This window comes from Aurantimonas sp. HBX-1 (genome assembly GCF_021391535.1).
Taxonomy (GTDB): Bacteria; Pseudomonadota; Alphaproteobacteria; order Rhizobiales; family Rhizobiaceae; genus Aurantimonas.
This window is the reverse complement of the sequence record NZ_CP090066.1, coordinates 3214246-3240800: the sequence shown is the minus strand read 5'-3', so window position 1 is coordinate 3240800 and position 26555 is coordinate 3214246. Positions and strand designations below refer to the sequence as shown.

Annotated in this window: 24 protein-coding genes; 21 read left to right on the top strand and 3 right to left on the bottom strand. The window is 65.9% G+C overall.

Annotated features, from left to right (window positions below; translation table 11 throughout):
• The 10 genes from LXB15_RS15405 to LXB15_RS15360 all read left to right on the top strand — a co-directional run bounded on the left by LXB15_RS15405 (position 1) and on the right by LXB15_RS15360 (position 12184).
• A complete protein-coding gene (locus LXB15_RS15405) occupies positions 1–2040 on the top strand; it encodes an acetyl/propionyl/methylcrotonyl-CoA carboxylase subunit alpha (protein WP_233953201.1) in 2040 nt (679 codons plus the stop codon).
• Positions 2037–2948: a hydroxymethylglutaryl-CoA lyase gene (locus LXB15_RS15400; protein ID WP_233949279.1), complete on the top strand. Its 912-nt coding sequence runs from the start codon at positions 2037–2039 to the stop codon at positions 2946–2948. The genes LXB15_RS15405 and LXB15_RS15400 overlap by 4 nt, the downstream gene beginning before the upstream one ends.
• Positions 2945–3721 (top strand): crotonase/enoyl-CoA hydratase family protein, encoded by a 777-nt coding sequence (locus LXB15_RS15395; protein ID WP_233949278.1) that lies wholly within the window; start codon positions 2945–2947, stop codon positions 3719–3721. The genes LXB15_RS15400 and LXB15_RS15395 overlap by 4 nt, the downstream gene beginning before the upstream one ends.
• A gap of 171 nt (positions 3722–3892) precedes the next feature.
• The gene (locus LXB15_RS15390) at positions 3893–4696 is read left to right on the top strand and encodes an ABC transporter ATP-binding protein (protein WP_233953200.1); all 804 of its coding nucleotides are present in this window, start codon (positions 3893–3895) and stop codon (positions 4694–4696) included.
• Complete coding sequence (locus LXB15_RS15385) at positions 4693–6684, top strand: AMP-binding protein (RefSeq protein WP_233949277.1); 1992 nt, start codon at positions 4693–4695, stop codon at positions 6682–6684. Before LXB15_RS15390 ends, LXB15_RS15385 begins: the two co-directional genes overlap by 4 nt.
• On the top strand, positions 6681–7574 hold the full coding sequence (locus LXB15_RS15380) for a branched-chain amino acid ABC transporter permease (RefSeq protein ID WP_233949276.1): 894 nt from the start codon (positions 6681–6683) through the stop codon (positions 7572–7574). The genes LXB15_RS15385 and LXB15_RS15380 overlap by 4 nt, the downstream gene beginning before the upstream one ends.
• A 4-nt stretch (positions 7575–7578) precedes the next feature.
• Entirely contained in the window at positions 7579–8640 is a 1062-nt protein-coding gene (locus LXB15_RS15375; RefSeq protein ID WP_233949275.1) for a branched-chain amino acid ABC transporter permease, read from the top strand.
• Between the two features lie 118 nt (positions 8641–8758).
• Positions 8759–10003, top strand: a complete 1245-nt coding sequence (locus LXB15_RS15370; protein WP_233949274.1) for an ABC transporter substrate-binding protein — start codon at positions 8759–8761, stop codon at positions 10001–10003.
• Between the two features lie 79 nt (positions 10004–10082).
• Positions 10083–10919 (top strand): ABC transporter ATP-binding protein, encoded by an 837-nt coding sequence (locus LXB15_RS15365; protein WP_233949273.1) that lies wholly within the window; start codon positions 10083–10085, stop codon positions 10917–10919.
• A gap of 26 nt (positions 10920–10945) precedes the next feature.
• On the top strand, positions 10946–12184 hold the full coding sequence (locus LXB15_RS15360) for a phenylacetate--CoA ligase family protein (RefSeq protein WP_233953199.1): 1239 nt from the start codon (positions 10946–10948) through the stop codon (positions 12182–12184).
• A 59-nt stretch (positions 12185–12243) separates the two neighbouring features.
• On the opposite strand, the gene LXB15_RS15355 is transcribed toward LXB15_RS15360, so the two are convergent.
• Positions 12244–12570 carry a hypothetical protein gene (locus LXB15_RS15355; protein WP_233949272.1) on the bottom strand — a complete coding sequence of 109 codons (327 nt, stop codon included), beginning with the start codon at positions 12568–12570 and terminating at the stop codon, positions 12244–12246.
• A 91-nt stretch (positions 12571–12661) separates the two neighbouring features.
• The gene (hisD, locus tag LXB15_RS15350; RefSeq protein WP_233949271.1) at positions 12662–13933 is read right to left on the bottom strand and encodes a histidinol dehydrogenase; all 1272 of its coding nucleotides are present in this window, start codon (positions 13931–13933) and stop codon (positions 12662–12664) included.
• A 173-nt stretch (positions 13934–14106) separates the two neighbouring features.
• Between hisD and LXB15_RS15345 the strand changes: the two genes are divergently transcribed.
• From LXB15_RS15345 to LXB15_RS15320, 6 genes are all read left to right on the top strand, one after another.
• On the top strand, positions 14107–14655 hold the full coding sequence (locus LXB15_RS15345; RefSeq protein ID WP_233949270.1) for a cupin domain-containing protein: 549 nt from the start codon (positions 14107–14109) through the stop codon (positions 14653–14655).
• A gap of 101 nt (positions 14656–14756) precedes the next feature.
• Positions 14757–15803, top strand: a complete 1047-nt coding sequence (locus tag LXB15_RS15340) for an ABC transporter substrate-binding protein (protein WP_233953198.1) — start codon at positions 14757–14759, stop codon at positions 15801–15803.
• Positions 15804–15876: 73 nt separating this feature from the next.
• Complete coding sequence (locus LXB15_RS15335; protein ID WP_233949269.1) at positions 15877–16941, top strand: ABC transporter ATP-binding protein; 1065 nt, start codon at positions 15877–15879, stop codon at positions 16939–16941.
• Positions 16938–18122 (top strand): ABC transporter permease, encoded by a 1185-nt coding sequence (locus LXB15_RS15330; RefSeq protein WP_233949268.1) that lies wholly within the window; start codon positions 16938–16940, stop codon positions 18120–18122. Before LXB15_RS15335 ends, LXB15_RS15330 begins: the two co-directional genes overlap by 4 nt.
• 3 nt (positions 18123–18125) lie before the next feature.
• Entirely contained in the window at positions 18126–18908 is a 783-nt protein-coding gene (locus LXB15_RS15325; protein WP_233949267.1) for an ABC transporter permease, read from the top strand.
• A gap of 160 nt (positions 18909–19068) precedes the next feature.
• The gene (locus tag LXB15_RS15320; protein ID WP_233949266.1) at positions 19069–20175 is read left to right on the top strand and encodes a glycosyltransferase; all 1107 of its coding nucleotides are present in this window, start codon (positions 19069–19071) and stop codon (positions 20173–20175) included.
• Positions 20176–20337: 162 nt separating this feature from the next.
• On the opposite strand, the gene LXB15_RS15315 is transcribed toward LXB15_RS15320, so the two are convergent.
• Positions 20338–20544, bottom strand: coding sequence for a hypothetical protein (locus LXB15_RS15315; RefSeq protein WP_233949265.1), 207 nt, complete (start codon positions 20542–20544; stop codon positions 20338–20340).
• Positions 20545–21088: 544 nt separating this feature from the next.
• Here LXB15_RS15315 and LXB15_RS15310 point away from each other — a divergent pair.
• The 5 genes from LXB15_RS15310 (at position 21089) to LXB15_RS15290 (ending at position 26554) form a co-directional block, all read left to right on the top strand.
• Positions 21089–22063 carry a GDP-mannose 4,6-dehydratase gene (locus LXB15_RS15310; RefSeq protein WP_233949264.1) on the top strand — a complete coding sequence of 325 codons (975 nt, stop codon included), beginning with the start codon at positions 21089–21091 and terminating at the stop codon, positions 22061–22063.
• A gap of 66 nt (positions 22064–22129) precedes the next feature.
• Positions 22130–23071 (top strand): GDP-mannose 4,6-dehydratase, encoded by a 942-nt coding sequence (locus LXB15_RS15305; protein WP_233949263.1) that lies wholly within the window; start codon positions 22130–22132, stop codon positions 23069–23071.
• A 108-nt stretch (positions 23072–23179) separates the two neighbouring features.
• On the top strand, positions 23180–23965 hold the full coding sequence (locus tag LXB15_RS15300) for an ABC transporter permease (protein WP_233949262.1): 786 nt from the start codon (positions 23180–23182) through the stop codon (positions 23963–23965).
• Positions 23962–25227, top strand: coding sequence for an ABC transporter ATP-binding protein (locus tag LXB15_RS15295; protein ID WP_233949261.1), 1266 nt, complete (start codon positions 23962–23964; stop codon positions 25225–25227). Before LXB15_RS15300 ends, LXB15_RS15295 begins: the two co-directional genes overlap by 4 nt.
• The gene (locus tag LXB15_RS15290; protein ID WP_233949260.1) at positions 25199–26554 is read left to right on the top strand and encodes an FkbM family methyltransferase; all 1356 of its coding nucleotides are present in this window, start codon (positions 25199–25201) and stop codon (positions 26552–26554) included. Before LXB15_RS15295 ends, LXB15_RS15290 begins: the two co-directional genes overlap by 29 nt.
• The last annotated feature ends 1 nt before the right edge of the window (position 26555 follow it).

The following is a 26555-nucleotide window of genomic DNA, read 5'->3' as shown; positions in this document are numbered from 1 at the left end:
ATGATCGACACCCTCCTAATCGCCAATCGCGGCGAAATCGCCTGCCGGATCATCCGCACCGCCAGGCGGCTCGGGGTGAGGACGGTGGCGGTCTATTCCGAGGCCGATGCTGGAGCGATGCATGTGGGGATGGCGGACGAGGCGGTGCTGATCGGGCCGGCAGCGGTGGCGGACAGCTATTTGAAGGGCGATGCGATTATCGCCGCGGCGAAACGCTGCGGGGCGGAGGCGATCCATCCCGGCTACGGCTTCTTGTCGGAGAATCCAGATTTCGTCGAGGCGGTCGCGGCGGCCGGGCTGATCTTCGTCGGGCCATCGGCGAGCGCGATCCGCGCCATGGGGCTGAAGGACGCCGCCAAGCGACTGATGGAAGAGGCGGGGGTTCCCGTCGTTCCCGGCTATCATGGGAACGAGCAGGACCCGGCGTTTCTTCAGGGCGAGGCCGCGCGTATCGGTTATCCGGTGCTGATCAAGGCGCGGGCTGGCGGCGGTGGCAAGGGCATGCGCCGGGTCGACGATCCGGCGGATTTCGAAACCGCCCTCGAAGGCGCCCAGCGCGAGGCGAAAGCCGCCTTCGGCGATCCGCACTGCCTGATCGAAAAGTTCGTCGCGACACCCCGCCATATCGAAATCCAGATCTTCGGCGACGAGCACGGCCACGTCGTCCATCTCTTCGAGCGCGACTGCTCGCTCCAGCGCCGGCACCAGAAGGTGATCGAGGAAGCGCCGGCCCCCGGCATGACGGATGAGATGCGCGCCGCCATGGGCGAGGCGGCGGTGAGAGCGGCGGCGGCGATCGGCTATGCGGGCGCCGGCACGGTGGAATTCATCGTCGACGCCTCGGAGGGCCTGAGGCCCGACCGCTTCTATTTCATGGAGATGAATACGCGGCTGCAGGTGGAGCATCCGGTGACCGAGGCGATCACCGGGCTCGACCTCGTCGAGCTTCAGCTCCGCGTCGCCAGCGGCGAGGCGCTGTCCTTCACGCAAGGCGACCTTCAGATCGACGGCCATGCCTTCGAGGCCCGCCTTTACGCGGAAGACCCGGCCAAGGGCTTCCTGCCGGCGACGGGCCGGATCACCTATCTCGCATGGCCGCAGGCCGGAGCGGGATTGCGGATCGATAGCGGTGTGCGGCAAGGCGACCGGGTGACGCCCCACTACGATCCGATGCTCGCCAAGCTGATCGTCCATGGCCCCGATCGTCCTGCCGCGCTGAAGCGGCTCGCGAGGGCTCTCGGCGATCTGCGTCTTGCCGGGCTGACGACCAATGCGGGCTTCCTCAAGCGCCTCGCCGAGCACGAGGGCTTTGCCGCCGGAGCCATCGATACGGGGCTCATCGACCGGGACGCCGAAGCGCTGACCGCCCAAGCCGAGCCGGACGACGTGACCCGCGCGCTTGCCGCCCTGGCCCATTACCTTGGCGATGCGGCGCAAAACGTCGGGGACGACGGCCCCTTCACCCGACTGTCCGGATTTCGCGCCTGGGGCCACGCGCGGCAGGCGGTTCGCTTCATGGAGGCCGGCGAGCGAAAGGATATGGTGGTCGCCGATCTCGGCGGCAGCGCTTATCATGTTGCGCCGGCTGAGAGGGCAGAAGCGGGCGTCGACATCGCCGTGGCGGGCGTCGACATCGCCGTGACGAGCTTCAATCGATGCGCCGAGACCGGCGCGATCACCCTGCGGGTGAGCGTCGAGGGCCGGCAGGCGACGCATCATCTTCTGGCTTCGCGCGATGCGGTGAGCGTCTTTTCGGACGGCGCGATCCATGTTCTGCCGCTTTATCGCCCGTCCGCCGCCGCCGAAGAGACTGCCACCTCGGACCGCATCCTTGCCCCGATGCCGGGCGCGATCGGCAGGCTGACCATCGCGGCGGGCGCGCGCGTGGCGGCCGGCGCGCCGCTGGTCGTTCTGGAAGCGATGAAGATGGAGCATACGCTGAAAGCCCCCCGCGACGGGACGATCGCTGAGATCCTGGTCCGTGAGGGCGATCAGGTGGACGACGGGGCGGTTCTGGTGACGCTCGAGGAGGAGGCATGATGCGGCCTTCGAACGAGAGCGTGACCATCGTCGAAATGGCGCCGCGCGACGGGCTGCAGAACGAGCCGGGTGAGGTCGCGACCGCCGACAAGATCGCCCTCATCGACAAGCTTTCGGCCTGCGGCTTCACCCGCATCGAGGCGACGAGCTTCGTGTCGCCGAAATGGGTGCCGCAGATGGCCGATGCGGCGGCGGTGATGGCCGGCATCTCGCGCCGTCCGGGCTGCGCCTATTCGGTTCTGACCCCCAATATGAAGGGCTTCGAAGCCGCACTGGCGGCGAAGGCGGACGCGGTTGCGGTCTTCGCTTCGGCCTCCGAAGGCTTCAGCCGCAAGAACATCAATTGCTCGATCGCCGAGAGCCTCGACCGTTTCGCGCCGGTGCTGGGCGCGGCGAAAGAGGCCGGCATTCCAGTTCGCGGCTATGTCTCCTGCGTCACCGACTGTCCCTATGACGGCCGGGTCGGGCCGGGTTCGGTGGCGAAGGTCGCGGCGGCGCTCGATGCCATGGGCTGCCACGAAATCTCGCTCGGCGACACGCTGGGACAGGCGACGCCCGAGACCATCGCCGCCATGCTGGAGGCGGTGTGCGCCGTGGTTCCGGCCGAGCGGCTCGCCGGGCATTTCCACGACACGGCCGGCCGGGCGCTGCTCAATATCGAGGCGAGCCTCGGCTTCGGTCTTCGGGTGTTCGACGCGGCGGCGGGTGGTCTCGGCGGCTGTCCCTATGCGCCGGGGGCGAAGGGCAATGTAGCGACCGAAGCCGTCGACGCCTTCCTGACAGACAAGGGCTATCGCACCGGCCTCGACCGGGCGGCGTTGGAGGACGCCGTGTCCTTTGCGAGGGCGCTGCGGTCGCAGGATCGCGCGGCCGCGAGCCCGGCCGCCGTCGCGGGAGGTGGGCCATGAGCGGCTTTTCGACGATCCGGATCGAACGCGACGAGCGCGACGTCGCGACGCTGACCCTCGCCCGGCCCGAGCGGCACAACGCGATGAACGCGGCGATGATCGGCGAGCTTGCCAAGGCGGCCAAGCTGCTTGGTGACGACCGGTCGGTTCGTGCCGTCGTCCTCACCGGGGACGGCAAGAGCTTCTCCGCCGGCGCGGATCTCAACTGGATGAAGGCGCAGTTCGAGGCGAGCCGGGCCGAGCGCATCGCCGAGGCGACGGCGCTTGCCCTGATGCTGAAGGCCCTCAACGAGATGCCGAAACCGCTGATCGGAAGGATCAACGGCCAGGCCTTCGGGGGCGGGCTCGGGCTGATCTCGGTCTGCGACGTCGCGGTGGCGGGCCGGGGTGCGCGCTTTGCCTTCACCGAAGTCAAGCTCGGCCTCATCCCGGCGACGATCTCGCCCTTCGTTGCCGCCAAAATGGGCGAGGCGCGGGCGCGGCAGGTGTTCATGTCGGCGCGGATGTTCCACGCGGAGGAGGCGGTCTTGCTCGGGCTCGTCGACAAGGCGGTCGATACCGATGCGCTCGACGCGTCGGTGGAAGCCGAGGTCGCGCCGTATCTCGACTGCGTGGCGTCAGCGGTCGGCCGTTCGAAAGCGCTGCTTCGCGCGCACGGGCCGGTCATCGACGAGGCGGTGGTGGAGCGGACCGCGCGAGCCCTCGCCGACACATGGGAAACCGAGGAGGCGCGGGCCGGCATCGCGGCCTTTTTGGAACGGCGGAGCCGGTGATGACGAATGGCATGCGGACATGTGTCCGGGGAAAGTGCGAGGTTTGGGAATGACCTGAAGCGCGCGGAGACGAGCGCTGAGAGGTAACCGCTGATCCGGGGCAGGGAGGCCCCGAACCGGCGGACAAAGCCAAAGGGAGGAACTTTTTTGGCGGATCGAGGCAGTGTGATCCTGAAGGTCGACGACGTCTCGCTGCGCTTTGGCGGCGTCAAGGCGTTGAGCAACGTGTCCTTCGAGGTGCGAAAGGGCGAGCTCTTTTCGCTGATCGGGCCAAATGGCGCCGGCAAGACGTCGATGCTGAACTGCATCTCGGGCCGCTATCGCCCGACGAGCGGCGGCATTTCCTGGCAGGGTGGCGATCTTCTGAAGCATTCGATCAATGACCGAGCCCGTCTCGGTATTGGCCGCACGTTTCAGAACCTTGCCCTGTTCGGCCATATGAGCGTGCTCGACAACATTCTGGTCGGCCGCCACCACCGGCTGAAAAACAACTTCGTCACCGGCATGGCCTATTGGATCGGCGGCGCGCGGCGTGAGGAACTGAACGAACGCCGCTTCGTCGAGACGATCATCGACTTCCTGGAAATCCAGCATGTGCGCAACGAGCCGGCGGGCATACTGTCCTACGGCCTGCGCAAGCGGGTGGAGCTTGCCCGGGCGATTGCGATCGAGCCCGAACTGATCCTCCTCGACGAGCCGATGGCCGGCATGAACCTGGAAGAAAAGGAGGACATGGCCCGGTTCATCATCGTGCTGCGTGAGGAATTCGACATGACGATCATGATGATCGAGCATGACATGGGCGTGGTGATGGACCTGTCGGACCGGGTCGCGGTGCTCGATTTCGGCCGCGTCATCGCCGCCGGAAGCCCCGAAGAGGTGCTGGCCGACGAGCATGTGAAGAAAGCCTATCTCGGGGAGGACGACGAGATGCTCGACGCGCTCGCCGCCGAGGAAGCGGAGACCGTGGCATGACGGAGCGTCGGCTCGAAATCAGCGGCGAGGCGATCGGCTGGCCGGACACTGCGCCCGAACTGAAGGAAGCGGCGCAGCTGAAGACGCTGCCGAAGTTGCTGCGTTACAATGCCGAGCGCCATCCCCGTCTTGTCGCCCAGCGCGAGAAGGAATTTGGCATCTGGATCAGCTATACTTGGGAAGAGGTTGAGGGCCATATCTCGCGCATGGCCGCGGCCTTCGCCGAACTCGGCGTCGGCGCGGGGGACGTCGTGGCGCTGATCGGCGACAACCGGCCGGAATGGGTTTGGGGCGAGGTCGCCGCACATGCCTGCAGGGCGATGAGCCTCGGCGTGTATCGCGACGCGCTGGAAGAGGAAATCCGCTATCTCGCCGGCCACGCCCATCCCAAGGTGATCGTCGCCGAGGACGAGGAGCAGGTCGACAAGCTGCTCAATCTCGGCGATGCGATCCCGAGCGTCGTGGCGATCGTCTATACCGACGCGCGCGGCATGCGAAAATATGACGATCCGCGGCTGATCGCGATCGCGGACCTCGAGGAGCGTGGACGACGCGCGCTTCAAAAGGATGCGGGCCTGTGGACGCGCATGGTCGAGGCAACCGATGGCGCCGATGTCGCGATCCTCTGCACCACCTCCGGCACGACCTCGAGCCCCAAGCTCGCCGAATGGACGGGCGACGCCTTCATCGGCCATGCCGCGACGTATCTCAGAGCCGACCCACGCGGACCAGAGGATGAATATGTCGCGGTCCTCCCGCTCTCCTGGGTGATGGAGCAGATGTATTCGGTCGGTTGGAACTTCCTCGCCCGGATGAAGATCAATTTCCCCGAGGAGGAGCGCACGATGATGGCCGATCTGCGCGAGATCGGCCCGACTTTCGTACTCCTGTCACCGCGCGCCTGGGAGGGCGTTGCGGCCGACATTCGCGCCCGCATCATGGATGCCACGCCCTGGAAGCGCCGTATCTACAATTGGGGTGTCGCCCGCGGCATGGCGGCGATGGAAAAGGGGGAGCGCGACGGCGCCGCAGAATGGGGCCTGTTCCGCCATTTACGAGACAGGCTCGGCTTTTCGCGGCTGAAATCGGCCGCCACCGGCGGCGCCGCCATGGGGCCGGACACGTTCCGTTTCTTCCAGGCCATGGGCCTGCCGCTGAAGCAGCTCTATGGCCAGACCGAAGCGCTCGGCGCCTACACGATCCACCAGGCCGGACATGTCGACTATGAGACGGTCGGCTTTCCGATGCCGGGGGTGACCCTATCGATCCGCGATCCTGATCCCGAAGGGCTCGGCGAGGTGCTTGTGCGCCATCCGAACATGATGAGCGGCTATTACCGCAACGCCGAAGCATCGAAGGAGACCTTCTCCGAAGATGGCTGGTTCCGGACCGGCGATGCGGGCTATCTGACCGAACAAGGCCAACTCGTGGTGATCGACCGGATCAAGGATCTGGCGGAGACCTCGCGCGGTGTCCGCTTCTCCCCGCAATTCATCGAGAACAAGCTGAAATTCTCGACCTATGTGGCCGAGGCCGTGATCCTGGGCAAGGACCGGCCCTATCTCGGCGCGATGATCTGCATCCGCTATCCGATCGTCGCCAAATGGGCCGAGGAGCGGCGGATCTCCTTCACCACCTACTCCGACCTCGCCTCGCGGCCGGAAGTCTACGCGCTGCTTCGCGAGGAGGTGGAGCGCGTCAACGCCACGCTCCCGGCGCAGCAGCGCATCACCAAATTCGTCCTCCTATACAAGGAGCTCGACGCCGACGACGGCGAACTGACCCGCACCAAGAAGGTGCGGCGCGGCGTCATCGCGGAGAAATACGAGGACATCATCGCGCGGATCTATTCCGGTGCCGATCATGTCGACATCGACACTGTCATCCACTTCCAGGACGGCTCGAAGCAGCGGGTGGTCACGACCCTTGCGATCGAGACCCTCCACAACGCGCCCGACACGCAAAAGACGGAGAGCCAGGCGGCATGAACACCTCTCTTCTCATCCAGCTACTCGTCAACGGCGTCATCGTCGGCATGCTCTACGGCATCGTCGCCATGTGCTTCGTCCTGATCTACAAATCGACCCAGGTGGTGAACTTCGCACAGGGCGAATTCGTCGTCCTCGGCGCGTGGGTCTGCCTCGCGCTCGTCGTGAACATGGGCCTGCCCTTCTGGCTCGCCTTCCTGTTCTCGCTCGTGTTCATGATGGTTTTCGGCATCCTCGTGCAGGTCGTGCTTCTGCGCCCGCTCCTCGGCGAGCCGGTGATCTCGGTGATCATGGCGACCATCGGCCTGTCGATCTTCATGCAGGCGACGATGAACTGGATCTTCGGCAACAACGCCGTGCGGTTCCCGCAGGTCTTCGATCGGGGGACGGTGGAGATCGCCGGGCTCAACGTCGAAACGGCCTATCTGATGAGCTTCGTCCTGTCGCTGGTCGTCATGGGCCTGTTCTTCTGGTTCTTCCAGTATTCGCGCTGGGGGCTCGCCATGCGAGCGACGGCCTATAACCAGCAGATCGCCCAGTCGCTCGGCATTTCGGTGGGCCGGGTCTTCGCCATGGCCTGGGCAATCTCGGCCGTTGTGTCCGGCATTGCCGGCGTCGTCATCGGCCTCGTTTCCGCAGTGTCGAACTCGCTCGCCATCATCGGCATCAAGGTGTTTCCGGCGGTCATCGTCGGCGGGCTCGATTCGATCGTTGGCGCGATCATCGGCGGGCTGACCATCGGCATTTTGGAAAACCTCGCCGAGTTCGTCGACGGCCAGTACCTCCATATCGGCAACATGTATTCGGTGGCGCCTTTCTACGTCTTGCTCATCATCTTGATGATCAAACCCTACGGCCTGCTCGGCACGCCCGACATAGAGCGAGTGTAACACCGTGGCGCATGTTCCCAATCCAAGACCCACCGGTGATTTCCGCGCGACCTACGCCGCCGACCGGACACTGTTCCGCACCCGCAACGAGACGATGGCGGTGCTTGCCGGCGTCGTCCTGGTGGCGCTCTGCCCGCTGGTATTCGGTGGCTATGTGCTGTCACAGCTCATCCTGATCGGCATCTACGGCATCGCCGCCCTGGGGCTGAACGTCCTGACCGGCATGACCGGCCAGATCTCGCTCGGCCACGGCGCCTTCTTCGGCTTCGGGGCCTTCGCGTCGGCCTGGATTTCCGGCAACGGCATTCCGGTGCTAATCGCGATCCCGCTCGCCGGGCTCATGACCATGGCCGTTGGCATGATCTTCGGCATTCCGGCCGCGCGGCTGAAGGGGCTCTATCTCGCCATTGCGACGCTCGCCTCGCAATACATCCTGCAGGACTTCTTCGCCCGCGCCGACTGGTTCACGGGCGGCACCTACGGGTCGCTGGCCGAAACCGCGAGCGTCTTCGGCTTCCAGCTCAACAGCGACGCGCGCTATCTCTATCTCGTCCTGTTCTGGGTGGTCATCGCCTTCGTCGCCGTCGCCAATCTCGCCCGCACGCGGGACGGCCGTGCGCTGGTGGCGGTACGTGACCATTATCTGTCGGCCGAGATCATGGGCATCAATCTGACGCGATACCGCATCCTGTCCTTCGGCATCTCGTCCTTCTTCGCCGGCATCGGCGGGGCGCTCTACGGCCATTATCTCGGCTTCGTCTCGGCGGAAGGTTTCACCATCCTTCTGTCGATCGAGTTCCTGGCGATGATCATCATCGGTGGGCTCGGCTCGGTGTCGGGATCGCTTCTGGGCGCGGCCTTCATCCTGCTTTTGCCGCAGGCGATGGAGGTTTTCGCCAATGGCGTGGCGACCGTTGTCCCGGCCATCGCGCAGGGCACGGCCTACATCAAGCAGATGAGCGTCGGTGCGGCGATCATCCTGTTTCTCGTTCTCGAACCGGAGGGACTCGTCCATCGCTGGCGCATGACGCGGGCGAGCTGGAAACTGTTTCCCTTCTCGCACTGAGCCATGGCCGGACCGCCGGGGAGGGCGGGCCGGCGCACTTCAACCGATGACGGCGGTCTTCGCGGCACCGTCAGCATCTTGGGCCACCGGAAAGTCCGCGAATGGGAGGAATTCGACAATGCCAACGCTCCACAGACTGACCCTTACGGCTGCGCTCGCGGCCAGCACCATCATCGCCGGCGCGCCGGCGCTGGCCCAGGACGACAGCGTCCTCGTCGGCCATCTCGCAGATTACACCGGCGCGACGTCCTTCGTCGGCAAGCAGTATGGCCCGGGCGTCTCCGACGCCTTCAAGCAGATCAACGCCGATGGCGGCATCGATGGCACGATGGTCGAACTCGACACCGTCGACTACGCCTACAAGGTTCCCGAAGCGATCGCCCAGTTCAAGAAATGGGTCGGCAACGACATGGTCGCGCTGCAGGGCTGGGGCACGGCCGACACGGAGGCTCTGATCTCCTTCGTCGCGCGTGCCGAGATCCCGACGATCTCCGGCTCCTATTCGGCGCATCTGACCGACCCGCAGGGCAAGAACCCGAACACCAAGGCGCCGGCGCCCTACAATTTCTTCTACGGCCCGTCCTATTCCGACGCCTGCCGGGCCCTCGTCCAGTGGGCCGCCGAGGACGCAAAGGAAAAGCGGACCGAGAACCCGACCTTCGTCCACACCGGCGACAACCATCCTTATCCCAATGCGCCGAAGGAGGCCTGCGCGTCCTATGCCGAGGAGCTGGGCTTCACCGTCGCCCAGCCGGTCGTCGTTCCGCTCGCGCCGGGCGACTTCAAGGCGCAGTGCCTGACGATCAAGGATTCCGGCGCCCAATATGTCTACATGGGCAATCTCGGCGGTTCAGTCGTGTCGATGATCAAGAGCTGCAACACGGTCGGCGTCGAGGCCGTCTACATGGGCAATCCCTGGGCCGGCGACTACCAGACCGTGGAGGCGGCCGAGGCGCAGAACCTGATCTTCCCGTCTTCGACGCCCTTCTACGGGGCCGACGTACCGGGCATGGCGCTGGTCAAGAAGATCCTCGAAAATGGCGGCGGCCAGGTCGGCGACCGGCCGACCCACCATTATCTGCGCGGCATCTGCTCGGCCTACTACATGAAGGAAGCCATGCAGTGGGCCAAGGCGAATGGCGGGATCACCGGCAAGAACATCCGTGACGGCATGTATCAGAAGACCGACTGGGTGCCGGAAGGGCTCGAGGGGGTCTGCCTGCCCTCGACATGGACTCCGGAGGACCATCGCGGCCTTCTCAGGGTGGCGATCAACTCCGGCTCCTTCATCGATGGCAAGGCGGTCATCGAGGAGATCGCCGAGATCGACGTGCCGCGCCGCGAGGAGTGGCTCGGACAGTAGGCGCGAATCCACATGAACCGTCGGCCGGCCGCAAATGGTCGGTCGGCCTCTCCAAAATCGAGCCGCGAGTCGATGTCCGATGACCCTCACTGCCGACACCGCGAGGCCGTCCGAGAAGGCCGGGAGCGACAGCCAGCCGCTGCTTGAGCTCAACAATGTCGAGGTGGTCTTCAACGATGTGATCCTGGTCCTGCGCGGCATGTCGCTTCGGGCCAGGCGCGGCGAGATCACCGCGCTTCTCGGCGCCAACGGCGCCGGCAAGTCGACCACCCTGAAGGCCATCGCCGGCCTGCTCAAGACCGAGGACGGCGAGATCACCCGCGGGACGGTGTCCTACGAGGGGGCGGACGTCACCAGAATGTCTCCCGACAAGAAGGTTCGAGACGGGATATTCCTCGTCATGGAAGGCCGCGGCATCGTCCAGGACATGACCATCCGCGATAATCTGCGGCTCGGCGCGTTTTCCCGTCCCAATGCCGACATTGAGGCTGAGATCGCCGAGGTCTATCGCTTCTTTCCGCGATTGAAGGAGCGCCAGGGCCTCGCCGGTTATCTGTCGGGCGGCGAGCAGCAGATGCTGGCGATCGGCCGCGCGTTGATGGCCAAGCCCCGGCTGATCATGATGGATGAGCCTTCGATGGGCCTGTCGCCGCTTCTGGTGAAGGAGGTATTCGGCATCATCCGCCGGCTGAACGAGGAATTGGGGATCACCATCCTTCTCGTCGAGCAGAATGCCAACATGGCGCTGAAGGTCGCTGATTACGGCTACATCATCGAAAACGGCAAGATCGTTCTCGACGGAACCGGTTCCGAACTGGTCGAGAACGAGGACGTCAAGGAGTTCTATCTCGGCGGCGGCGAGCGCCGTTCGTTTCGCAACGTGAAGAGCTTCCGCCGCCGCAAGCGCTGGCTTTGAGCGTCGGCAAGGGAGGAAGGCGACCTATGACGGATTTCTTCGACGACCGTGAATCCCGCCCGCGCGAGGCGCGGGAGGCTGATCTTTTCGATGCGCTGCGGCGTCAGCTTGCCCACGCGGCTGCGAATGCGCCTACTTATGCCCGGACGCTCGACGGGGTCGATCCGGCCGCGATCACCGATCGCGCGGCCCTCGCGGCGCTGCCGATTCTGCGCAAATCCGACATGCCGGCCCTGCAGGAGCAGGACCCGCCGCTCGGCGGCCTCGCTACCAAGGAGCCGGGGGCGTTCCGCCGGCTTTATCTCTCCCCCGGTCCGATCGTCGAGCCGGAAGGCGATGAGGAGCATTGGCGCATGGGCCGGGCGCTTCATGCGGCTGGTATCGGCAAGAATGACCGGATTCTCAACGCCTTTGCCTATCACCTGACCCCGGCGGGTGTGATGTTCGATCATGCCGCTGCGGCGGTTGGAGCGGTGGTGTTTCCCGGCGGCGTCGGCAATACCGAGCAGCAGGTGACGGCTATCGAGAGGCTGCGCCTCACGGCGTATGTGGGAACGCCCGATTTCCTCAAGACCATTCTCGAGCGCGGCGACGACAGCGGCGCCGACACTGCCAGCCTCAAGATGGCGCTGGTCAGCGGTGGGCCGCTCTTTCCCAATCTGAGGGCCTGGTATTCCGACCGGGGCATTGCCATCCGCCAATGCTATGCGACGGCCGAACTCGGCCTCATCGCCTATGAGACGGCGGGCCCGTCGGACGGCATGGTGATCGAGGAGAACGTCCTCGTGGAGATCGTGCGCCCGGGCACCGGCGATCCGGTGGAGCCGGGCGAGGTCGGCGAGGTGGTCGTCACCACCTTCAACCCGCTCTATCCGCTGATCCGCTTTGCCACCGGCGACATGTCGGCGATGATGACGGAGCCTTCGCCCTGTGGGCGAACCGGGCTGCGGCTGAAAGGCTGGATGGGCCGCGCAGATCAGACGACGAAGGTGCGCGGAATGTTCGTCCATCCCGCCCAGGTTGCCCGGATCGTGAAATCTCATGGTGAACTCGGCCGAGCGCGGCTCGTCGTCACGGAAGAGGGCGGCCACGACAAGCTCGCGCTGCATGTTGAATGCGACGGCCCGCCGGAGGGGCTCGCTCATAAGCTTGCCGAGGCGCTGCGCGCCGAGTGCCGCGTCAGGGGGGAAGTGGTCTTCGCCGCGCCGGGAAGCTTGCCCAATGACGGCAAGGTGGTCGACGATCAGAGAAAGCTGGACAGTTAGCCGGATGCCCCGGAACTGGGCTGTCGCCATGTCAGGTCAGCCAGCTGGCGCCGCATTGATCACCAGCGCCGGCCGGCGGCCGCCTCGGCGCTGGCCTTGCGGGTCGAGCCAAAGCATCTGACCTTCCGGCTCTTCATGTGCTTCTGCGGACAGGTGCCCGCGACGAGCAACGCGATATAGCCGACACGGTCGCTGAAGACGACCGGCTCCGACGCCTTCGCCTTGGCGAGGCCCGAAGCCTCGATGCAGGCCTTCGGCTCGTCCAGCCTGCAGACTTCCTCTGCCGCCTTCAACTGGTCCGGCAGCAGCTCACGACCGCCGCTGCCGCTTGGTGACGCTGGATCCACCGATTCACGCAGTACCGGATGACACTCGGGTCGGGCCATCGCCGCCACCGCGGAGGTGAGGCCTCCCCTCGAGCGACCGGTCCCCCCACGAATGTGGAACATGGTGCCCGCCGCGACGTCGAGCTGGTCGCTACGCCACGCGTGCCGCGGCGGCGCGGCGGTGGCCTTCGAGGCCCTCGCGGGCGCTCTGGCCGATGGCATGCGGCGCGACGGCCGCGACGCCCTCGGGACTCAGCCACTGGTGGGTGGCGATCTTGAGGTACGATCCGACCCAGAGCCCGCCAGTATAGCGGCCCGCCGCCATCGTCGGCAGCGTGTGGTTGGTGCCGCAGCATTTGTCGGAATAGACGACGCTGGCGAGTGGCCCGATGAACAGCGAGCCGTAGTTCGACAGCAGCGCCGCCGTGGCATGCGGGTCGCGCGTATGGACCTGCAGGTGCTCGGCTGCGATCGCGTCGGAATAGGCGATCATCGCCGCGTCGTCCGCGGCGATGGCGATCTCGCCGTAATCCGCCCAGGCCCTGCCTGCCACGTCGGCGGTCGAGAGATCGGCGAGCTGGCGATCGACCTCGGCCGCGACCGCGGCGCCGAGCGCTTCGTCCGTGGTGATCAGGCCGACGCGCGTGCGCACGTCGTGCTCGGCCTGCGCCAGGAGGTCGGTGGCGATCATCGCCGCGTCGCCGGTCGCGTCGGCGAGCACGTAGATCTCGCTCGGCCCGGCCAGCTGGTCGATCCCGACCCGGCCGAAGACCTGGCGCTTGGCCTCGTTCACGTAGGCGTTGCCCGGCCCGACGATCTTGTCGACCGCCGGAACGCTCTCGGTGCCATAGGCCATCGCGGCGATCGCCTGCGCCCCGCCGACCCGGAAGATGCGGGTGGCGCCCGCGAGGTGGCAGCCGGCGATCATCGCCGGATGCGCGGTCGGCGGCAGGCACGCGACGATCTCCGAGCAGCCGGCGACCACCGCCGGGACGATGGTCATCACCGGCGCGGAAAGCAGCGGATAGCGGCCGCCGGGGACGTAGGCGCCGATCCGGCGGATCGGGATGACCCGGTGGCCGAGATGCAGCCCCGGCAGCGGCTCGACCTCCAGCGGCAGGATCGTCGCCCGCTGGGCTTCGGCGAAATCGCGCACCCGCTCGATGGCGAACATCATGTCGTCACGTGCGGCCGGATCGAGCGCGTCCACCGCGGCCTGCCGTTCCCTGGCATCGACCTCGAAGGTCGCCACGTCGAGCCCATCGAACGTCCGGCTGTAGCGCCGCAGCGCATCGTCGCCGGTCGCCGCCACATCGGCGAGGATCCCGCGCACCACCGCCTCCACCGGGGCGTTGTCGCCCGTGGCGTCGCGGGCAGGGGCCTTCAGCAAGGTGATGCCGGTCGGCAGGGTCGGGCGGCTCATCGCATCGTTCTCCTCAGGGGCAGGGGTCCGATAGGTCCCGAACCGCGCCGGGGCTGCAAGCCATCGCCGAATCGTGCTTACTATAATGAGCAGCGCTCGCCGCGGCGCCCATGTTTCGGGCGCGCTCACGGAGCGGGCAACACGCGGGCGCGGAATCGCCGGGAGGAAATGCCATGCCCGCCATCGGCCAGGGACTGCGGGAATTGCGTCGGCGCCGTCAGCTGACGACGCGCGAACTCGCGGCGCGCTCGGGCATCTCGCATTCATCCGTCTCGCTGATCGAGCGGGACAGGATGAGCCCTTCGGTCGACACGCTGGGCGCTATGCTGGAGGCCATGGGCTCGACCTTGTCCGGGTTCTTTGCCGGCATGAGCGCCTCGATGCCGTACTCGCCGTTCTATCGCCACGAGGATTTGCCGGAGATTGGCCGCTCTGACGGCATCTCCTACCGGCTTGTCGGGATGAATCACCCAAACCGCCAGATCCTGATGCTTTGCGAGACCTACGCTGAGGGAGCCGATACCGGAGAGGCGATCTCGCATGCCGCGCAGGAGGCGGGGGTCGTCGTCGCGGGAACCGTCGAGATCAGCGTCGGCGCCGAGCGGCGGCGGCTGCAGGCCGGCGACGCCTATTATTTCGACAGCCAGACGCCGCACCGTTTCCGCAATGCAGGCGACATGCCGGCGCGGATCGTCAGCGCCATCACCCCGCCGACATACTGATCGGGCTGGTGAGTTTAGTCACCACAGAACGTTTCTGACTGTCATCGGAACGGAATCGTGATTGAGTTCCGGTTCGCTCAACGAAAAGGGGTCCTGCGATGATGAGAACCGGAATGATCAAGGCCGCGGCAGCGCTTCTGGCGACGGTAGCGTTCGGGGCGACCGCGGCGCAGGCCCGCGACCTCACCGTCGTCTCCTGGGGCGGCAACTATCAGGATGCGCAGCGCGAGATCTACTTCAAGCCGTTCAGCGAAAAGCTCGGTGCGCCGGTCCTCGACGTGTCGTGGGACGGCGGCTACGGCGTCATCGCGGCCAAGATGGCGACCCCGCCGGCCGACTGGGACGTCGTTCAGGTCGAGACCGAGGAGCTGGAGCTCGGCTGCGCCGACGGCATGTACGAGCCGGTCGACTGGAGCGCGCTCGGCGGCGAGGACAAGTTCATCGATGCCGCGGTCAACGAATGCGGCGTCGGCGCGATCGTATGGACGACCGGCCTGTCCTATGACGCGGACAAGCTGACGACGGCCCCGACGAGCTGGAACGACTTCTGGGACACGACGAAGTTCCCCGGCAAGCGGGGCCTGCGTCGCGGACCGAAATACTCGCTGGAATTCGCGCTGATGGCCGACGGCGTCCCGGCCGAGGAGGTCTACGACGTGCTTGGGACGCCGGAAGGCGTCGACCGGGCCTTCGCCAAGCTCGACGAGATCAAGGGCGACATCGTCTGGTGGGAGGCCGGGGCGCAGCCGATCCAGCTTCTGGCGTCGGGCGAGGTGGTGATGACGACGGCCTATAACGGCCGCCTCGCCGGCATCAACAAGGCCGAAGGCAAGAACTTCCAGATCGTCTGGCCGGGCTCGATCTATGCCGTCGACTCCTGGGTGGTCCTGAAGGGTTCACCCAACAAGGATGCGGCGTTCGACTTCATCCAGTTCGCCAGCCTGCCGGAGAACCAGGCCAAGCTGCCCGAATACATCGCCTACGGCCTGACCAACAAGGAGGCCGGCGAGCAGCTGGCACCGGAGGTCGCCGCCCAGCTGCCGACCGCGCCGGCCAATCTGGAGGGTGCGATCGCGCTCGACGGCGACTTCTGGGTCGACAACATCGAGGCCCTGAACGAGCGCTTCAACGCCTGGCTGGCGCAGTAGGCAGCCGCTCTCCGGAACGACGACAGCCGCGACGCCTGTTAGCGCCGCGGCTGACCGCCATGCGAAAGGGACCATGACTGCCTTCATCGAGCTTCGTGACGTCGCCAAGAGCTTCGGCCCGCTGAGCGTGGTCGAGGGATTGAACCTCGACGTCGCCAAGGGCGAGTTCCTCAGCCTGCTCGGCCCGTCCGGCTCCGGCAAGACCACGATCCTGATGATGCTCGCCGGCTTCGAGACGGTGACGGCCGGGAAGATCGTCCTCGACGGACAGCGCCTCAACGAACTGCCGCCGCACCGCCGCGGCATGGGCGTGGTCTTCCAGAATTACGCGCTGTTCCCGCATATGAGCGTCGCTGAGAACGTCGCCTTTCCGCTGCAGATGCGCGGCGTGGCGAAGCCGGAGGTCAGCCGGCGCGTCACCGAGGCGCTGGAGCGCGTGCATCTGGCGCACCTGGCCGAACGCCGGCCGTCGCAGCTGTCCGGCGGCCAGCAGCAGCGGGTGGCCCTGACCCGGGCGCTGGTGTTCGAGCCGAAGGTCATCCTGATGGACGAGCCGCTCGGCGCGCTCGACAAGCAGCTGCGCGAGGCGATGCAGCTGGAGATCCGCGAACTCCACCGCCGGCTCGGCCTGACCATCGTGTTCGTGACCCACGACCAGTCGGAGGCGCTGACCATGTCGGATCGCATCGCGATCTTCGACAAGGGCAAGATCGCCCAGATCGGCACCGCGAGCGAGGTCTACGACCGCCCGCAGAACCGCTTCGTCTCGCAGTTCATCGGCGAGACGAACCTGCTCGAGGGCCGGATCGACGGCGCGGCCGACGGCCGGATTGTCCAGGTCGTCGTCGACGGCGGCCACCGCATCGCGGCGGCGGCGCCCTCCGCCCCGACCGGGTCGGCGATCGTCCTGTCGGTGCGCCCGGAGCGCATCCGCCTGCGGCCGCAGCCGGGCTTCGAGAATGTCCTGGAGGCGGAAGTCGAGGATGTCGTCTACCAGGGCGACCATTTGCGGTTTCACCTCGCGGCGGGTCCGTTGCGGCTCGTCGCCCGCGCCGAGCGCAGCGCCGAGAGCTTTCCCGTCGGGACGCGGCTGCCCATTGCCTTCCGGGCCGAGGATTGCTCGGTCTTCGCCGCATGAGCGGGGTCTTCGCCAACGCGCGGCTGCGCGCCGCGCTCCTGATCCTGCCGCTGGCGCTGTTTCTGGGCGTGTTCTTCATCTGGCCGCTGTGGACGATGGTCGCCGTCTCCGTCCACAACGACGCCATCGGCGGGGCGCTGCCGCAGACATCGGTCGCCATCGGCCAGTGGGACGGCGAGGGCATGCCGGAAGCGGCGGTCCGGGACGCGCTGGTCGCCGATCTGCGTGACACGCCAAGGTCCGTGCTCGGCGGCGCGGTGCGCGTCCTGAACAGCCAGGTGTCGGGATTCAGGACGCTGATGAGCCGGACCGCAGAGGCGGCGCAGGATGCAGCGCCCGGCGACAGGCTCGATCTCCTGTCCGTCGACGAGCGCTGGGGCGAGCCGCGCTTCTGGCGGGCGATCCAGCTGAGCGTCGCCCCGTATACCGACCGCAACCTGCTTGCCGCCCTCGATCTCGAGCGCAACGCCGATGGCGATGTCGTCGCCGCGCCCGAGGCGACCTCGGCCAACCGGCTGATCATCTGGCGGACCTTCGCCATCGCCGGCACGATCACCGCCCTCTGCGCGCTGATCGGGCTGCCCTATGCGATGCTCGCCGCAGCGCTGAGCGGCTGGAAGCGCAACCTCATGCTGCTTGCCGTGCTGCTGCCCCTGTGGACGTCGCTGCTGGTGCGGACGGCGGCGTGGTTCATCCTTCTCCAGAACGAGGGCTTGATCAACGGCGCGCTGATGTGGCTCGGCCTGACCGACGGCCCGCTGCCGCTGATCTTCAACCGGCTCGGCGTGGTCATCGCCATGACCCACGTCCTCCTGCCGTTCATGGTGCTGCCGATCTACTCGGTCGTCGCGGCGATCCCGAAGAACCTGATGCCGGCGGCCGCCTCGATGGGCGCGACGCCGTTCGCCGCGTTCCGGCGCATCCTCCTGCCGCTCAGCCTGCCGGGGCTGCTGGCCGGCTCGCTGCTCGTATTCATGGTGGCGATCGGCTACTACATCACCCCGGCGCTGATCGGCGGGCCGAACGACCAGATGATCTCCTCGATCATCGCCTTCTACGCGCTGCAGACCGCCAACTGGGGCATGGCCGGCGCACTCGGCCTGATCCTCCTCGCCATCACCACGGTGCTCTATCTCGTCTACAGCCGCCTCTCGCGCGCCAGCGCGCCGACGGGGCTCTGAGCCATGCTGCGGATCCTCCAGGCCGGCTTCGCGACGCTGATGATGGCCTTCCTGATCCTGCCGATCGTCGCCATCCTGCCGCTGGCCTTCACCGACAGCGTCTTCCTGAACTATCCGATCGAGTCTTATTCGCTGCGCTGGATCCAGGAACTTGGCCAGTCGGCGCAATGGAGCGCCTCGATCGTCAACAGCCTGATCATCGGCTCGGGGGCGACGGTGCTTTCCGTCGTCCTCGGGACGCTGGCGGCGCTGGCCCTGCGCGGCAGCGCTATCCCGTTTCCCGACGTGGTCCGCACGATCTTCCTGCTGCCGATGGTTGTGCCCGCCGTGGTGCTGGGGGTCGGGCTGCAGATATCGCTCGCCCGGATGGGGCTCTCCAGCACCTATCTCGGCGTCATCGTCGCGCACACCGTGCTGTGCGTGCCCTTCGTCATCGTCAGCGTCTCCACGGCGCTGCAGGGCATCGACCGCACCACCGAGCGCGCCGCCGCGAGCCTCGGCGCCCCGCCCGCGACGGTGTTTCGCCGCGTCACGCTGCCGCTGGCGATGCCGGGCGTCGTCACCGGCGCGGTCTTCGCCTTCGCTACCTCGCTTGACGAGGTGGTGCTGACGCTGTTCGTCGCCGGGCCGAACCAGCGGACGCTCGCCCGCCAGATGTTCTCCTCGATCCGCGAGAACATCTCGCCCGCCGTCGCCGCGGCTGCGCTGCTGCTGATCCTCGGCACGCTGCTGCTGGCCGGGCTCGCGGCGTTCCTGCGCCGCCGCCCGGCTGGCGCGCCTGCCTGACCGACCAGCGCAGACGGCCCGCGGCGGGCCCGACCCATCCCGACCCATCCCGGTGCCGCCACGGCCGGGCCCTGCCGGTTCTTGGTCTTCTCCCGCTCCGCCTGTATACGGTCGCCCGTCATCACCCGACCGAACGTCGCCCAGCAGGATTCACCGAAGCTTGAAACTGCCCGAGAAAGCCGGCCCGCCTTTGGTCGTCCACGATTACTTCGCGATCCGGGGCGGCGGGGAGCGGCTCGTCCTGACGCTGGCGGACGCCATCGGCGCGGATCTCCTCTACGGCTACCGCAGCGCCGACAGCTACGACGACGCCATGTTCCCGGCTGGCAGCCGCGATCTCGACCTGCCGATGGCATTGCGGCGCCCCGGCCTGCGGGCCGCGGCGCTCGCGGCGCGCTTCGCGCTGGAACGCCGGCGCGTGGCGCGCCACGACACGCGGGTTTTCTCCGGCGTGGCGGCGCCCTTCGCGGCGCCCGGGGCCGGTAGCCCCGGCCGGAACATCTTCTACTGCCACACGCCGCCGCGCTTCCTCTACGACCAGCGGGCGCATTTCGCGCCGATGCTCGGCGGTCCGGCCGGCATGCTGAAACGCGCCGGGCTCGCGCGGTTCCGCCGCGGCTACGAGGCGGCGGTCGGCCGGATGGACACGATCGTCGCCAATTCCGAAACCGTGCGGGAGCGCATCCGCTCGTTCCTCGGCCGCGACAGCATCGTCGTCTACCCGCCCTGCGACACGAAGAGCTTCGTCTGGGGCGGCCAGCAGGGCTACTATCTGTCGACCGCCCGTCTCGCCGGGCTGAAACGCGTCGACCGCATCGTCGATGCCTTCCGCACGATGCCCGACCAACAGCTCGTGGTGGCCTCCGGCGGCGACGAACTGGAGAACCTGCGCCGGCGCGCCAAGGATGCGCCCAACATCACCTTTCTCGGCTGGGTGGACGAAGACCGGCTGCGCCGGCTGATTGGCGAGGCCATCGCCACGATCTACGTGCCGGTGGAGGAGGATTTCGGCATGTCGCCCGTGGAGTCGATGGCCGCCGGCAAGCCGGTGATCGGCGTCGCGGAAGGCGGCTTGCGCGAGACGATCCTCGACGGCGAGACCGGCATCCTGCTGCCGCCGGATTTTCAGCCGGCCGACATCGCCGAGGCCGTCCGCCGGCTGCCGGCGCCCCGGGCGGCTGCGATGCGCGGGGCCTGCGAGGCGCGGGCGGAGGTATTTTCCGAGGAGCGCTTCATCGAGGGCATGCGTGCCATCGTCTCAGGGTAGGCCCGACGAGCGCCGAGTTACGATTTTCGGTTGCGGGTGAGTTTGCGCGGTCTCAAGCGTCGCCAAGGTTGAGGCTGCTGTCACGAGCAGATCATCTTGGCCGTCGGGTTTCTCGACCCGGAGGGTCTCCGCGATCTCGGCAGAAGACGCGGCACGAGCATTTCAACCCTGTGAGATCTGGCGGTTCTGCGAGGCTGCATTCCATTCGGCGAGCAACTGCATCTGGCGCTTGGCGAGAAATTCCAGTCGTCGTCGCAGCGCCGGGACGCTGTCGAAGGCCTGGACGTAGTAGGCAATCACATTCGGTGCGGGTTCTTTCCCGAGCACCAGTCGATAATTTTCGACCACGTCCTTCGTCGATATTCCCATCGAGAGCCCTCCAGAGGAGACCCCCTAATACTCACAGAGCTTATCCCAGTAAAGCCCGCTGGTGCATTTCCAGCTTACCGATAGGCAACCAGCGCCCATTTGGATGAGGCGATTGCGCAGATCACAGGTCTCCATAGACAATTACGCCGTGGGAGAGAGCCTGGTCGGCGATCGGAAAGGCCGATGGGAAGCGATACCAGGCAGCTTTCGTTTGTTGGCTGACCATTCGATGAGCTTCGCCGGGTTGTCCGGCTTTCATCGGTTCCGACCATCGCTGAGCCGGCGCGGACTGCCGAATTGCCTCGGCCTACCCGCCGATCCCCGCTCCTACGGATGCGCTGCTCTTGGTGGGCAAGGCGGCGTCCGTAACGCCGATTTCCATTTGCCGAAGTCGCGCGGACGAATCCAGGGCAGTTTCGACCCTGCAACAGGCGGGTTGCCGAGGTCGACGGTCTCTTGCCTGAAACCGGAGGGATGGTTAAAGCGAGCCTTCGCCGGAGGAGACCCGCGACGGCACACACGACTGGCAAGAGAGTTTTACCTTATGACGAAGCGCGCGCTCATCACCGGCATCACCGGGCAGGACGGGGCATACCTGTCGCAGTTGCTGCTCGAAAAGGGCTATGACGTCTACGGTCTGGTGCGGCGCTCGAGCACGGCCGACGTCAACGACGTGCGCCTGAAATGGCTCGGCATCGACAAGGATGTGCGGATCCTCGACGGCAACCTTCTCGATCTCTCGGGCATCATCCGGGTGATGCGCGATGTCGTTCCGGACGAAGTCTACAATCTCGGCGCCCAGTCCTTCGTCAAGTCTTCCTGGCAGCAGCCGATCCTGACCGGTCAGGTGACCGGACTCGGCGTCACCAACATGCTCGAGGCCGTGCGGCTGGAGCGCCCGGAAGCGCGTTTTTACCAGGCGTCATCGTCGGAGATGTACGGCCTCATCCAGGAGCCGATGCAGAGCGAGACGACGCCGTTCTATCCGCGCTCGCCCTATGCCGTGGCAAAGCTCTACGGCCACTGGCTGACCGTCAACTATCGGGAAAGCTACGGGATGCACGCTTCCAGCGGCATCCTGTTCAACCACGAGTCGCCGCTGCGCGGGATCGAATTCGTGACCCGCAAGGTCACCGACGCGGTTGCCCGCATCAAGCTCGGCCTGGCCAGCGAGCTGCGCCTCGGCAACATCGACGCCAAGCGCGACTGGGGCCATTCGAAGGACTATGTCCGGGCCATGTGGCTGATGCTGCAGCAGGACGAGGCGGACGACTACGTCATCGCCACCGGCCGTACGACGACGGTTCGCGACATGTGCCGCATCGCCTTCGAGCACGCGGGCCTGTCGATCGACGATCATCTCATCATCGATCCTGCCTTGTTCCGTCCGGCCGAGGTCGACGTGCTGCTCGGCAACCCGGCCAAGGCCAAGGCCGCCTTCGGCTGGGAAGCGGAGATCTCGCTCGAGGACATGATCATCGAGATGGTCGAGGCCGACCTCAAGCGTCTGAAGCGCTGAGGCCGGTACCGGTCAAGCGGGTAATCGATCAACCGCGCGAATTCCACGGGGGCGAGCGATTTCGTGATGGCTCATCAGCATCGAATCCTTGTCACCGGCGCTGGCGGGTTCGTCGGCACGCTGCTCGTCCGCCATCTCGCGGCGTTTGACGGGGACGGGGCGCCCGTAGCGGTCTTCGGCGCTCGCGAAGGCGAGGCGGTCGACATCTGCGACAGGGAAGCCGTCGAGCGGGCCGTGCAGGCGGCGCGGCCCACGGCCGTCGTGCATCTGGCAGCGGTGGCGGCGCCGGCCGAGGCCAATCGTTCGCCGCGACGGGCCTGGGACGTCAACCTGACGGGCGCTATGAACGTGGCGGAGGCGGTGTTGCGGCATGCGCCCGAGGCCCGCTTCATCAATGTCGGCAGTTCCGAGGCCTATGGCGATGCGTTTCTGTCGACCGATGGACCCCTGACGGAAGCGGCGCCGTTGCAGCCGGCCAGCGTCTACGGCGCAACCAAGGCGGCCGCCGACCTGATGATCGGGCAGATGGCGCATGACGGCCTGAAATCGGTTCGCTTCCGGCCCTTCAACCATACCGCGCCAGGGCAGGCGGACGCCTATGTCGTCTCGGCGTTCGCGCGGCAGATCGCCGATATCATCGCCGGCAAGCAGGCGCCCGTGATCGCGGTCGGCAATCTCGAGGCGGAACGGGACTTTCTCGATGCGCGGGACGTCGTGCGGGCCTATGCCATCGCCGCACTGGACCCGTCGGTGCCGGTCGGCCCCTCCAGCGTCTACAACCTGGCCTCGGGCCGGGCGTGGCGAATTGGCAAGATACTGGACCATCTGGTCGAGCTGTCGGGGATGGAGATCGAGGTTCGTGTCGATCCGGAGCGTCTGCGCCCCAACCTCGTCCCGCGAGCGGTCGGCAACCCTGAGGCCGCGACGCAGGTGCTCGGCTGGCGCCCTGAGATTGCGTTCGAGGACACGCTCCGCGACGTCCTGGAATTCTGGCGCGGGCAACGCTGATCCTGCCATGCGCAGACCACTATCTGATTTCAAGAGACCCTGGCGCGAGCCTCGGGGGCGATCGCGAAATGCTTTCCGATCTCCACGTGCTTCATGTAAGGACGCCGCATGCTGACTAGTCTCTGGCGTTACCGCTTTTTCATCGCATCCTCGATCCGAAGCGACCTGAAGGGCCGTTTCGCCCGATCCAAGCTCGGGGCGCTGTGGTTCGTGCTGCATCCGCTGGCGCAGGCGCTGATCTTCGCTATCGTCCTCTCCGAGGTTCTCGGCGCCCGCCTGCCCGACACCGACAACGACTCGGCCTATGCGATCTACCTGCTCTCCGGCATGGCCGCCTGGAGCCTCTTCTCCGAGATCCTCAACCGCTCGATCACGATCTTCCTCGAGCAGGCCGGGGCGATGAAGAAGATCGCGTTTCCGAGGCTATGCCTGCCGGTCGTGGTCTGGGGAAGCGCGCTGGTCAACCACGTGCTGCTGGTCGCCGCCATCCTGGTGGTCTTCGCCTTTCTCGGCCATTTCCCCGGCGCCGCGCTCCTGGTGCTGCCGCTGGGCATCGTGCTGATTTCCGCCTTCGCATTCGGGATCGGCGTGTTGTGCGGCACGCTCAACGTCTTCTCCCGCGACGTCGCGCAGGTCATGTCGGTGGTGCTGCAGCTATGGTTCTGGCTGACCCCGGTGGTCTATCCCGCAAATGTCGTTCCGGAGAACCTGCGCTGGGTGGCCGAGCTGAATCCCATGGTGCCGCTGGTTCAGATCTATCAGAACGCCTTGCTGCACAATCTCTGGCCGGACCCGGTCAGCCTGATCTATCCGGCAGCGGCAGCCATCGCCGCCGTGGCGGTGGCATTCGTGGTCTTCCGGCGCGCCAGCCCCGAACTGGTGGATGCCCTATGAGCGATATTCTTCTCGACGTCGTCAATGTCGGCAAGCGCTACACGACCTACGCCTCGAACCTGCAGCGCTTCGCCAACTGGTTCGGGGCAGGGATCAAACCGTCCGCGGAATTCTGGGCGGTGAACGACATCAGCTTCCAGGTACTGCGGGGCGAGTCGGTGGCGTTGATCGGCCAGAATGGCGCCGGCAAGTCGTCGCTGCTCAAGCTCATCACCGGCACCGTGCGACCCAGCACCGGTTCGGTCGCGGTCTCCGGGACGGTCAGCGCTATCCTCGAACTTGGCCTCGGCTTCAATCCCGAGTTCACCGGGCGGGAAAATGCCTATCACGCGGGCGGCCTGATGGGGATATCGCAGGCCGAGCTGGCGACGTTGATGCCGCAGATCGAGAGCTTCGCCGAGATCGGGGAGTTTTTCGACCAGCCCTTCCGGGTGTATTCGAGCGGCATGCAGGCGCGCCTGGCCTTCGCCCTCGCCACGGCCCGGCGGCCCGACCTCCTGATCGTCGACGAGGTGCTGTCCGTCGGCGACAGCTACTTCCAGCACAAGAGCTTCGACCGCATCCGCCAGTTCCGGGAGCAGGGAACGTCGATCGTCATCGTGTCCCATTCGATGGGCGACGTGCGGACGCTGGCCGACCGCGTCATCCTGCTCGACAGCGGCAAGGTGCTGAAGGACGGCGCGCCTGACGAGGTCGTGGATTACTACAACGCGCTCGTCGCCGCGAAGGAAAACGACAAGTTGACGATCGAGCAGCGCCGCAACAAGGACGGCTGGCTGCATACGCGCAGCGGTACGTTCGAGGTGGAGGGAGCACATATAGAGCTGCTGGATGCTAATTCACTTCAGCCGGTTTCGACCGCGTACATTGGTCAGGCGCTCGTGCTAAAAATAACGGCACGTGTTAATAAAGATGTTCCTACGCTCGTGCTGGGATGGTTGCTTCGAGATAGAACTGGACACGTTGTATGGGGAACTAATACGTGGTATACTGGGCAGGTTTTGTCCGATACTAAAGCTGGAGATAATATAGAATTTTCTCTTCACTTTAATTGCAATATTGGACCCGGATCATATTCGTTTTCTCCGGCGCTTGTGGCCTCTGAAAATCATCTTTTGAAAAACTTCGATTGGCAAGACAACACGCTCGTATTCGATGTCATAAACGCGGATAAAACTTTTTTTGTCGGATCGACATTTCTCAATGGAAAATTCTCTTATCAAAAGTCGGCCGATGTTGATCTCCCACGCGCAGAACTTTGAAGACGTGATCCTCTGGCGTGCGCTGAAGCACGTCGAGAGCGGCTTCTACATCGATGTCGGTGCCCAGGATCCGGAGATCGACTCCGTCAGTCTCCTATTCCACGAGCGCGGCTGGCGCGGGGTCCATGTCGAGCCGACAGCGGAGTACAGCGAGAAATTGCGCCTCGCCCGTCCCGACGAGGAGGTGATTCAGGCAGCCATCTCGTCGCAGGCGGGGCCCATCACCTTTTTCGAGATCGAGGGCACGGGATTGAGCACCGGCGATCCTCTGATCGCGGAGCGGCACCGTGCGAAAGGCTGGAAGGAGGTAGAGACGAAGGTCCCGACGATGCGTCTCGGCGAGGTTCTCGACCGCTACGGCGATCGGGACATCCATTGGCTGAAGATCGACGTCGAAGGCATGGAGCAGGAGGTCATCGACACCTGGTCGCCATCCCTGCTGCGGCCCTGGATCGTCATGGTCGAGAGCACGGAACCAACGTCGGACGAGCCGACCCATGCGGCCTGGCAGGGCCACCTCGAGGGGCTCGGCTACCGCTTCGTCTATTTCGACGGTCTCAACCGCTTCTACGTCAGCGAAGACCATCTAGACTTGGCTGGCGCTTTCGGACCAGGGCCGAACATCTTCGATGATTTTGCCTTGAGCGGAAAAGGATCCGCCCCATTCGCCGAAGTGCTCAAGGCGGAAATCGCCGGAGCGCGAGGTGAAATCGACAGGCTTCAGGAAGCGCTGGACACGGCGGCGGCGGAGAGCGCTGGCCGCGAGGCCGAAACCCAAAGGGTTCTGGCAGATACGTTCCAACGACTGTCCATTCAGGAGCGTCTGCTGGCTGAGGCGCAGGAGACCTCCTCGCTGCAGGTTGCGGCCTTCCACAAGGCGTCCTTCGCCATGGAGCGCGTCGCCGAAGTCCTCACGGTGGAAATTGCCGAAAAGGCCAGGAGGATCGCCGAGCTCGAAGCTGCATTGCCCGCGAGCGCCACAGGCAAGTCTACGCGCCGTGCATCGAGCCTGTCGTGGTTCATCCAGGGGTCATCTGCCTGGCTGCTGATGAAGCCGGGCTCGCGGCCGCACCGGGTGGCCGGACGGGCGCTGCGATCAGGCGTCCTGTACTTTCGAGACCGACCCCGCGCCAAGCGGGCGATGATCCGGCTGACCGGGTTCGTTCCGCCGCTGCAGAAGCGGCTTTTACGCTATGCTGGCGCGATGCCGGATAGGCGCGCGCCATATCGGCCGTGGACAGGCGAGGGCCAGTGGTTCCTGGAGCCCGAACCGGCGATGGTCGCGAAATGGGCGAAGCTGCTCGCCTCGAACAAGTTGGTCCGATAAC

Coding starts and splice junctions, on each gene's coding strand:
- LXB15_RS15405 (WP_233953201.1), top strand. CDS start 1: ATGATCGACACCCTCCTAATCGCCAATCGCGGCGAAATCGCCTGCCGG.
- LXB15_RS15400 (WP_233949279.1), top strand. CDS start 2,037: ATGATGCGGCCTTCGAACGAGAGCGTGACCATCGTCGAAATGGCGCCG.
- LXB15_RS15395 (WP_233949278.1), top strand. CDS start 2,945: ATGAGCGGCTTTTCGACGATCCGGATCGAACGCGACGAGCGCGACGTC.
- LXB15_RS15385 (WP_233949277.1), top strand. CDS start 4,693: ATGACGGAGCGTCGGCTCGAAATCAGCGGCGAGGCGATCGGCTGGCCG.
- LXB15_RS15380 (WP_233949276.1), top strand. CDS start 6,681: ATGAACACCTCTCTTCTCATCCAGCTACTCGTCAACGGCGTCATCGTC.
- LXB15_RS15370 (WP_233949274.1), top strand. CDS start 8,759: ATGCCAACGCTCCACAGACTGACCCTTACGGCTGCGCTCGCGGCCAGC.
- LXB15_RS15365 (WP_233949273.1), top strand. CDS start 10,083: ATGACCCTCACTGCCGACACCGCGAGGCCGTCCGAGAAGGCCGGGAGC.
- LXB15_RS15360 (WP_233953199.1), top strand. CDS start 10,946: ATGACGGATTTCTTCGACGACCGTGAATCCCGCCCGCGCGAGGCGCGG.
- LXB15_RS15355 (WP_233949272.1), bottom strand. CDS start 12,570: ATGGCCCGACCCGAGTGTCATCCGGTACTGCGTGAATCGGTGGATCCA.
- hisD (WP_233949271.1), bottom strand. CDS start 13,933: ATGAGCCGCCCGACCCTGCCGACCGGCATCACCTTGCTGAAGGCCCCT.
- LXB15_RS15345 (WP_233949270.1), top strand. CDS start 14,107: ATGCCCGCCATCGGCCAGGGACTGCGGGAATTGCGTCGGCGCCGTCAG.
- LXB15_RS15340 (WP_233953198.1), top strand. CDS start 14,757: ATGAGAACCGGAATGATCAAGGCCGCGGCAGCGCTTCTGGCGACGGTA.
- LXB15_RS15335 (WP_233949269.1), top strand. CDS start 15,877: ATGACTGCCTTCATCGAGCTTCGTGACGTCGCCAAGAGCTTCGGCCCG.
- LXB15_RS15330 (WP_233949268.1), top strand. CDS start 16,938: ATGAGCGGGGTCTTCGCCAACGCGCGGCTGCGCGCCGCGCTCCTGATC.
- LXB15_RS15325 (WP_233949267.1), top strand. CDS start 18,126: ATGCTGCGGATCCTCCAGGCCGGCTTCGCGACGCTGATGATGGCCTTC.
- LXB15_RS15315 (WP_233949265.1), bottom strand. CDS start 20,544: ATGGGAATATCGACGAAGGACGTGGTCGAAAATTATCGACTGGTGCTC.
- LXB15_RS15310 (WP_233949264.1), top strand. CDS start 21,089: ATGACGAAGCGCGCGCTCATCACCGGCATCACCGGGCAGGACGGGGCA.
- LXB15_RS15305 (WP_233949263.1), top strand. CDS start 22,130: ATGGCTCATCAGCATCGAATCCTTGTCACCGGCGCTGGCGGGTTCGTC.
- LXB15_RS15300 (WP_233949262.1), top strand. CDS start 23,180: ATGCTGACTAGTCTCTGGCGTTACCGCTTTTTCATCGCATCCTCGATC.
- LXB15_RS15295 (WP_233949261.1), top strand. CDS start 23,962: ATGAGCGATATTCTTCTCGACGTCGTCAATGTCGGCAAGCGCTACACG.
- LXB15_RS15290 (WP_233949260.1), top strand. CDS start 25,199: ATGTTGATCTCCCACGCGCAGAACTTTGAAGACGTGATCCTCTGGCGT.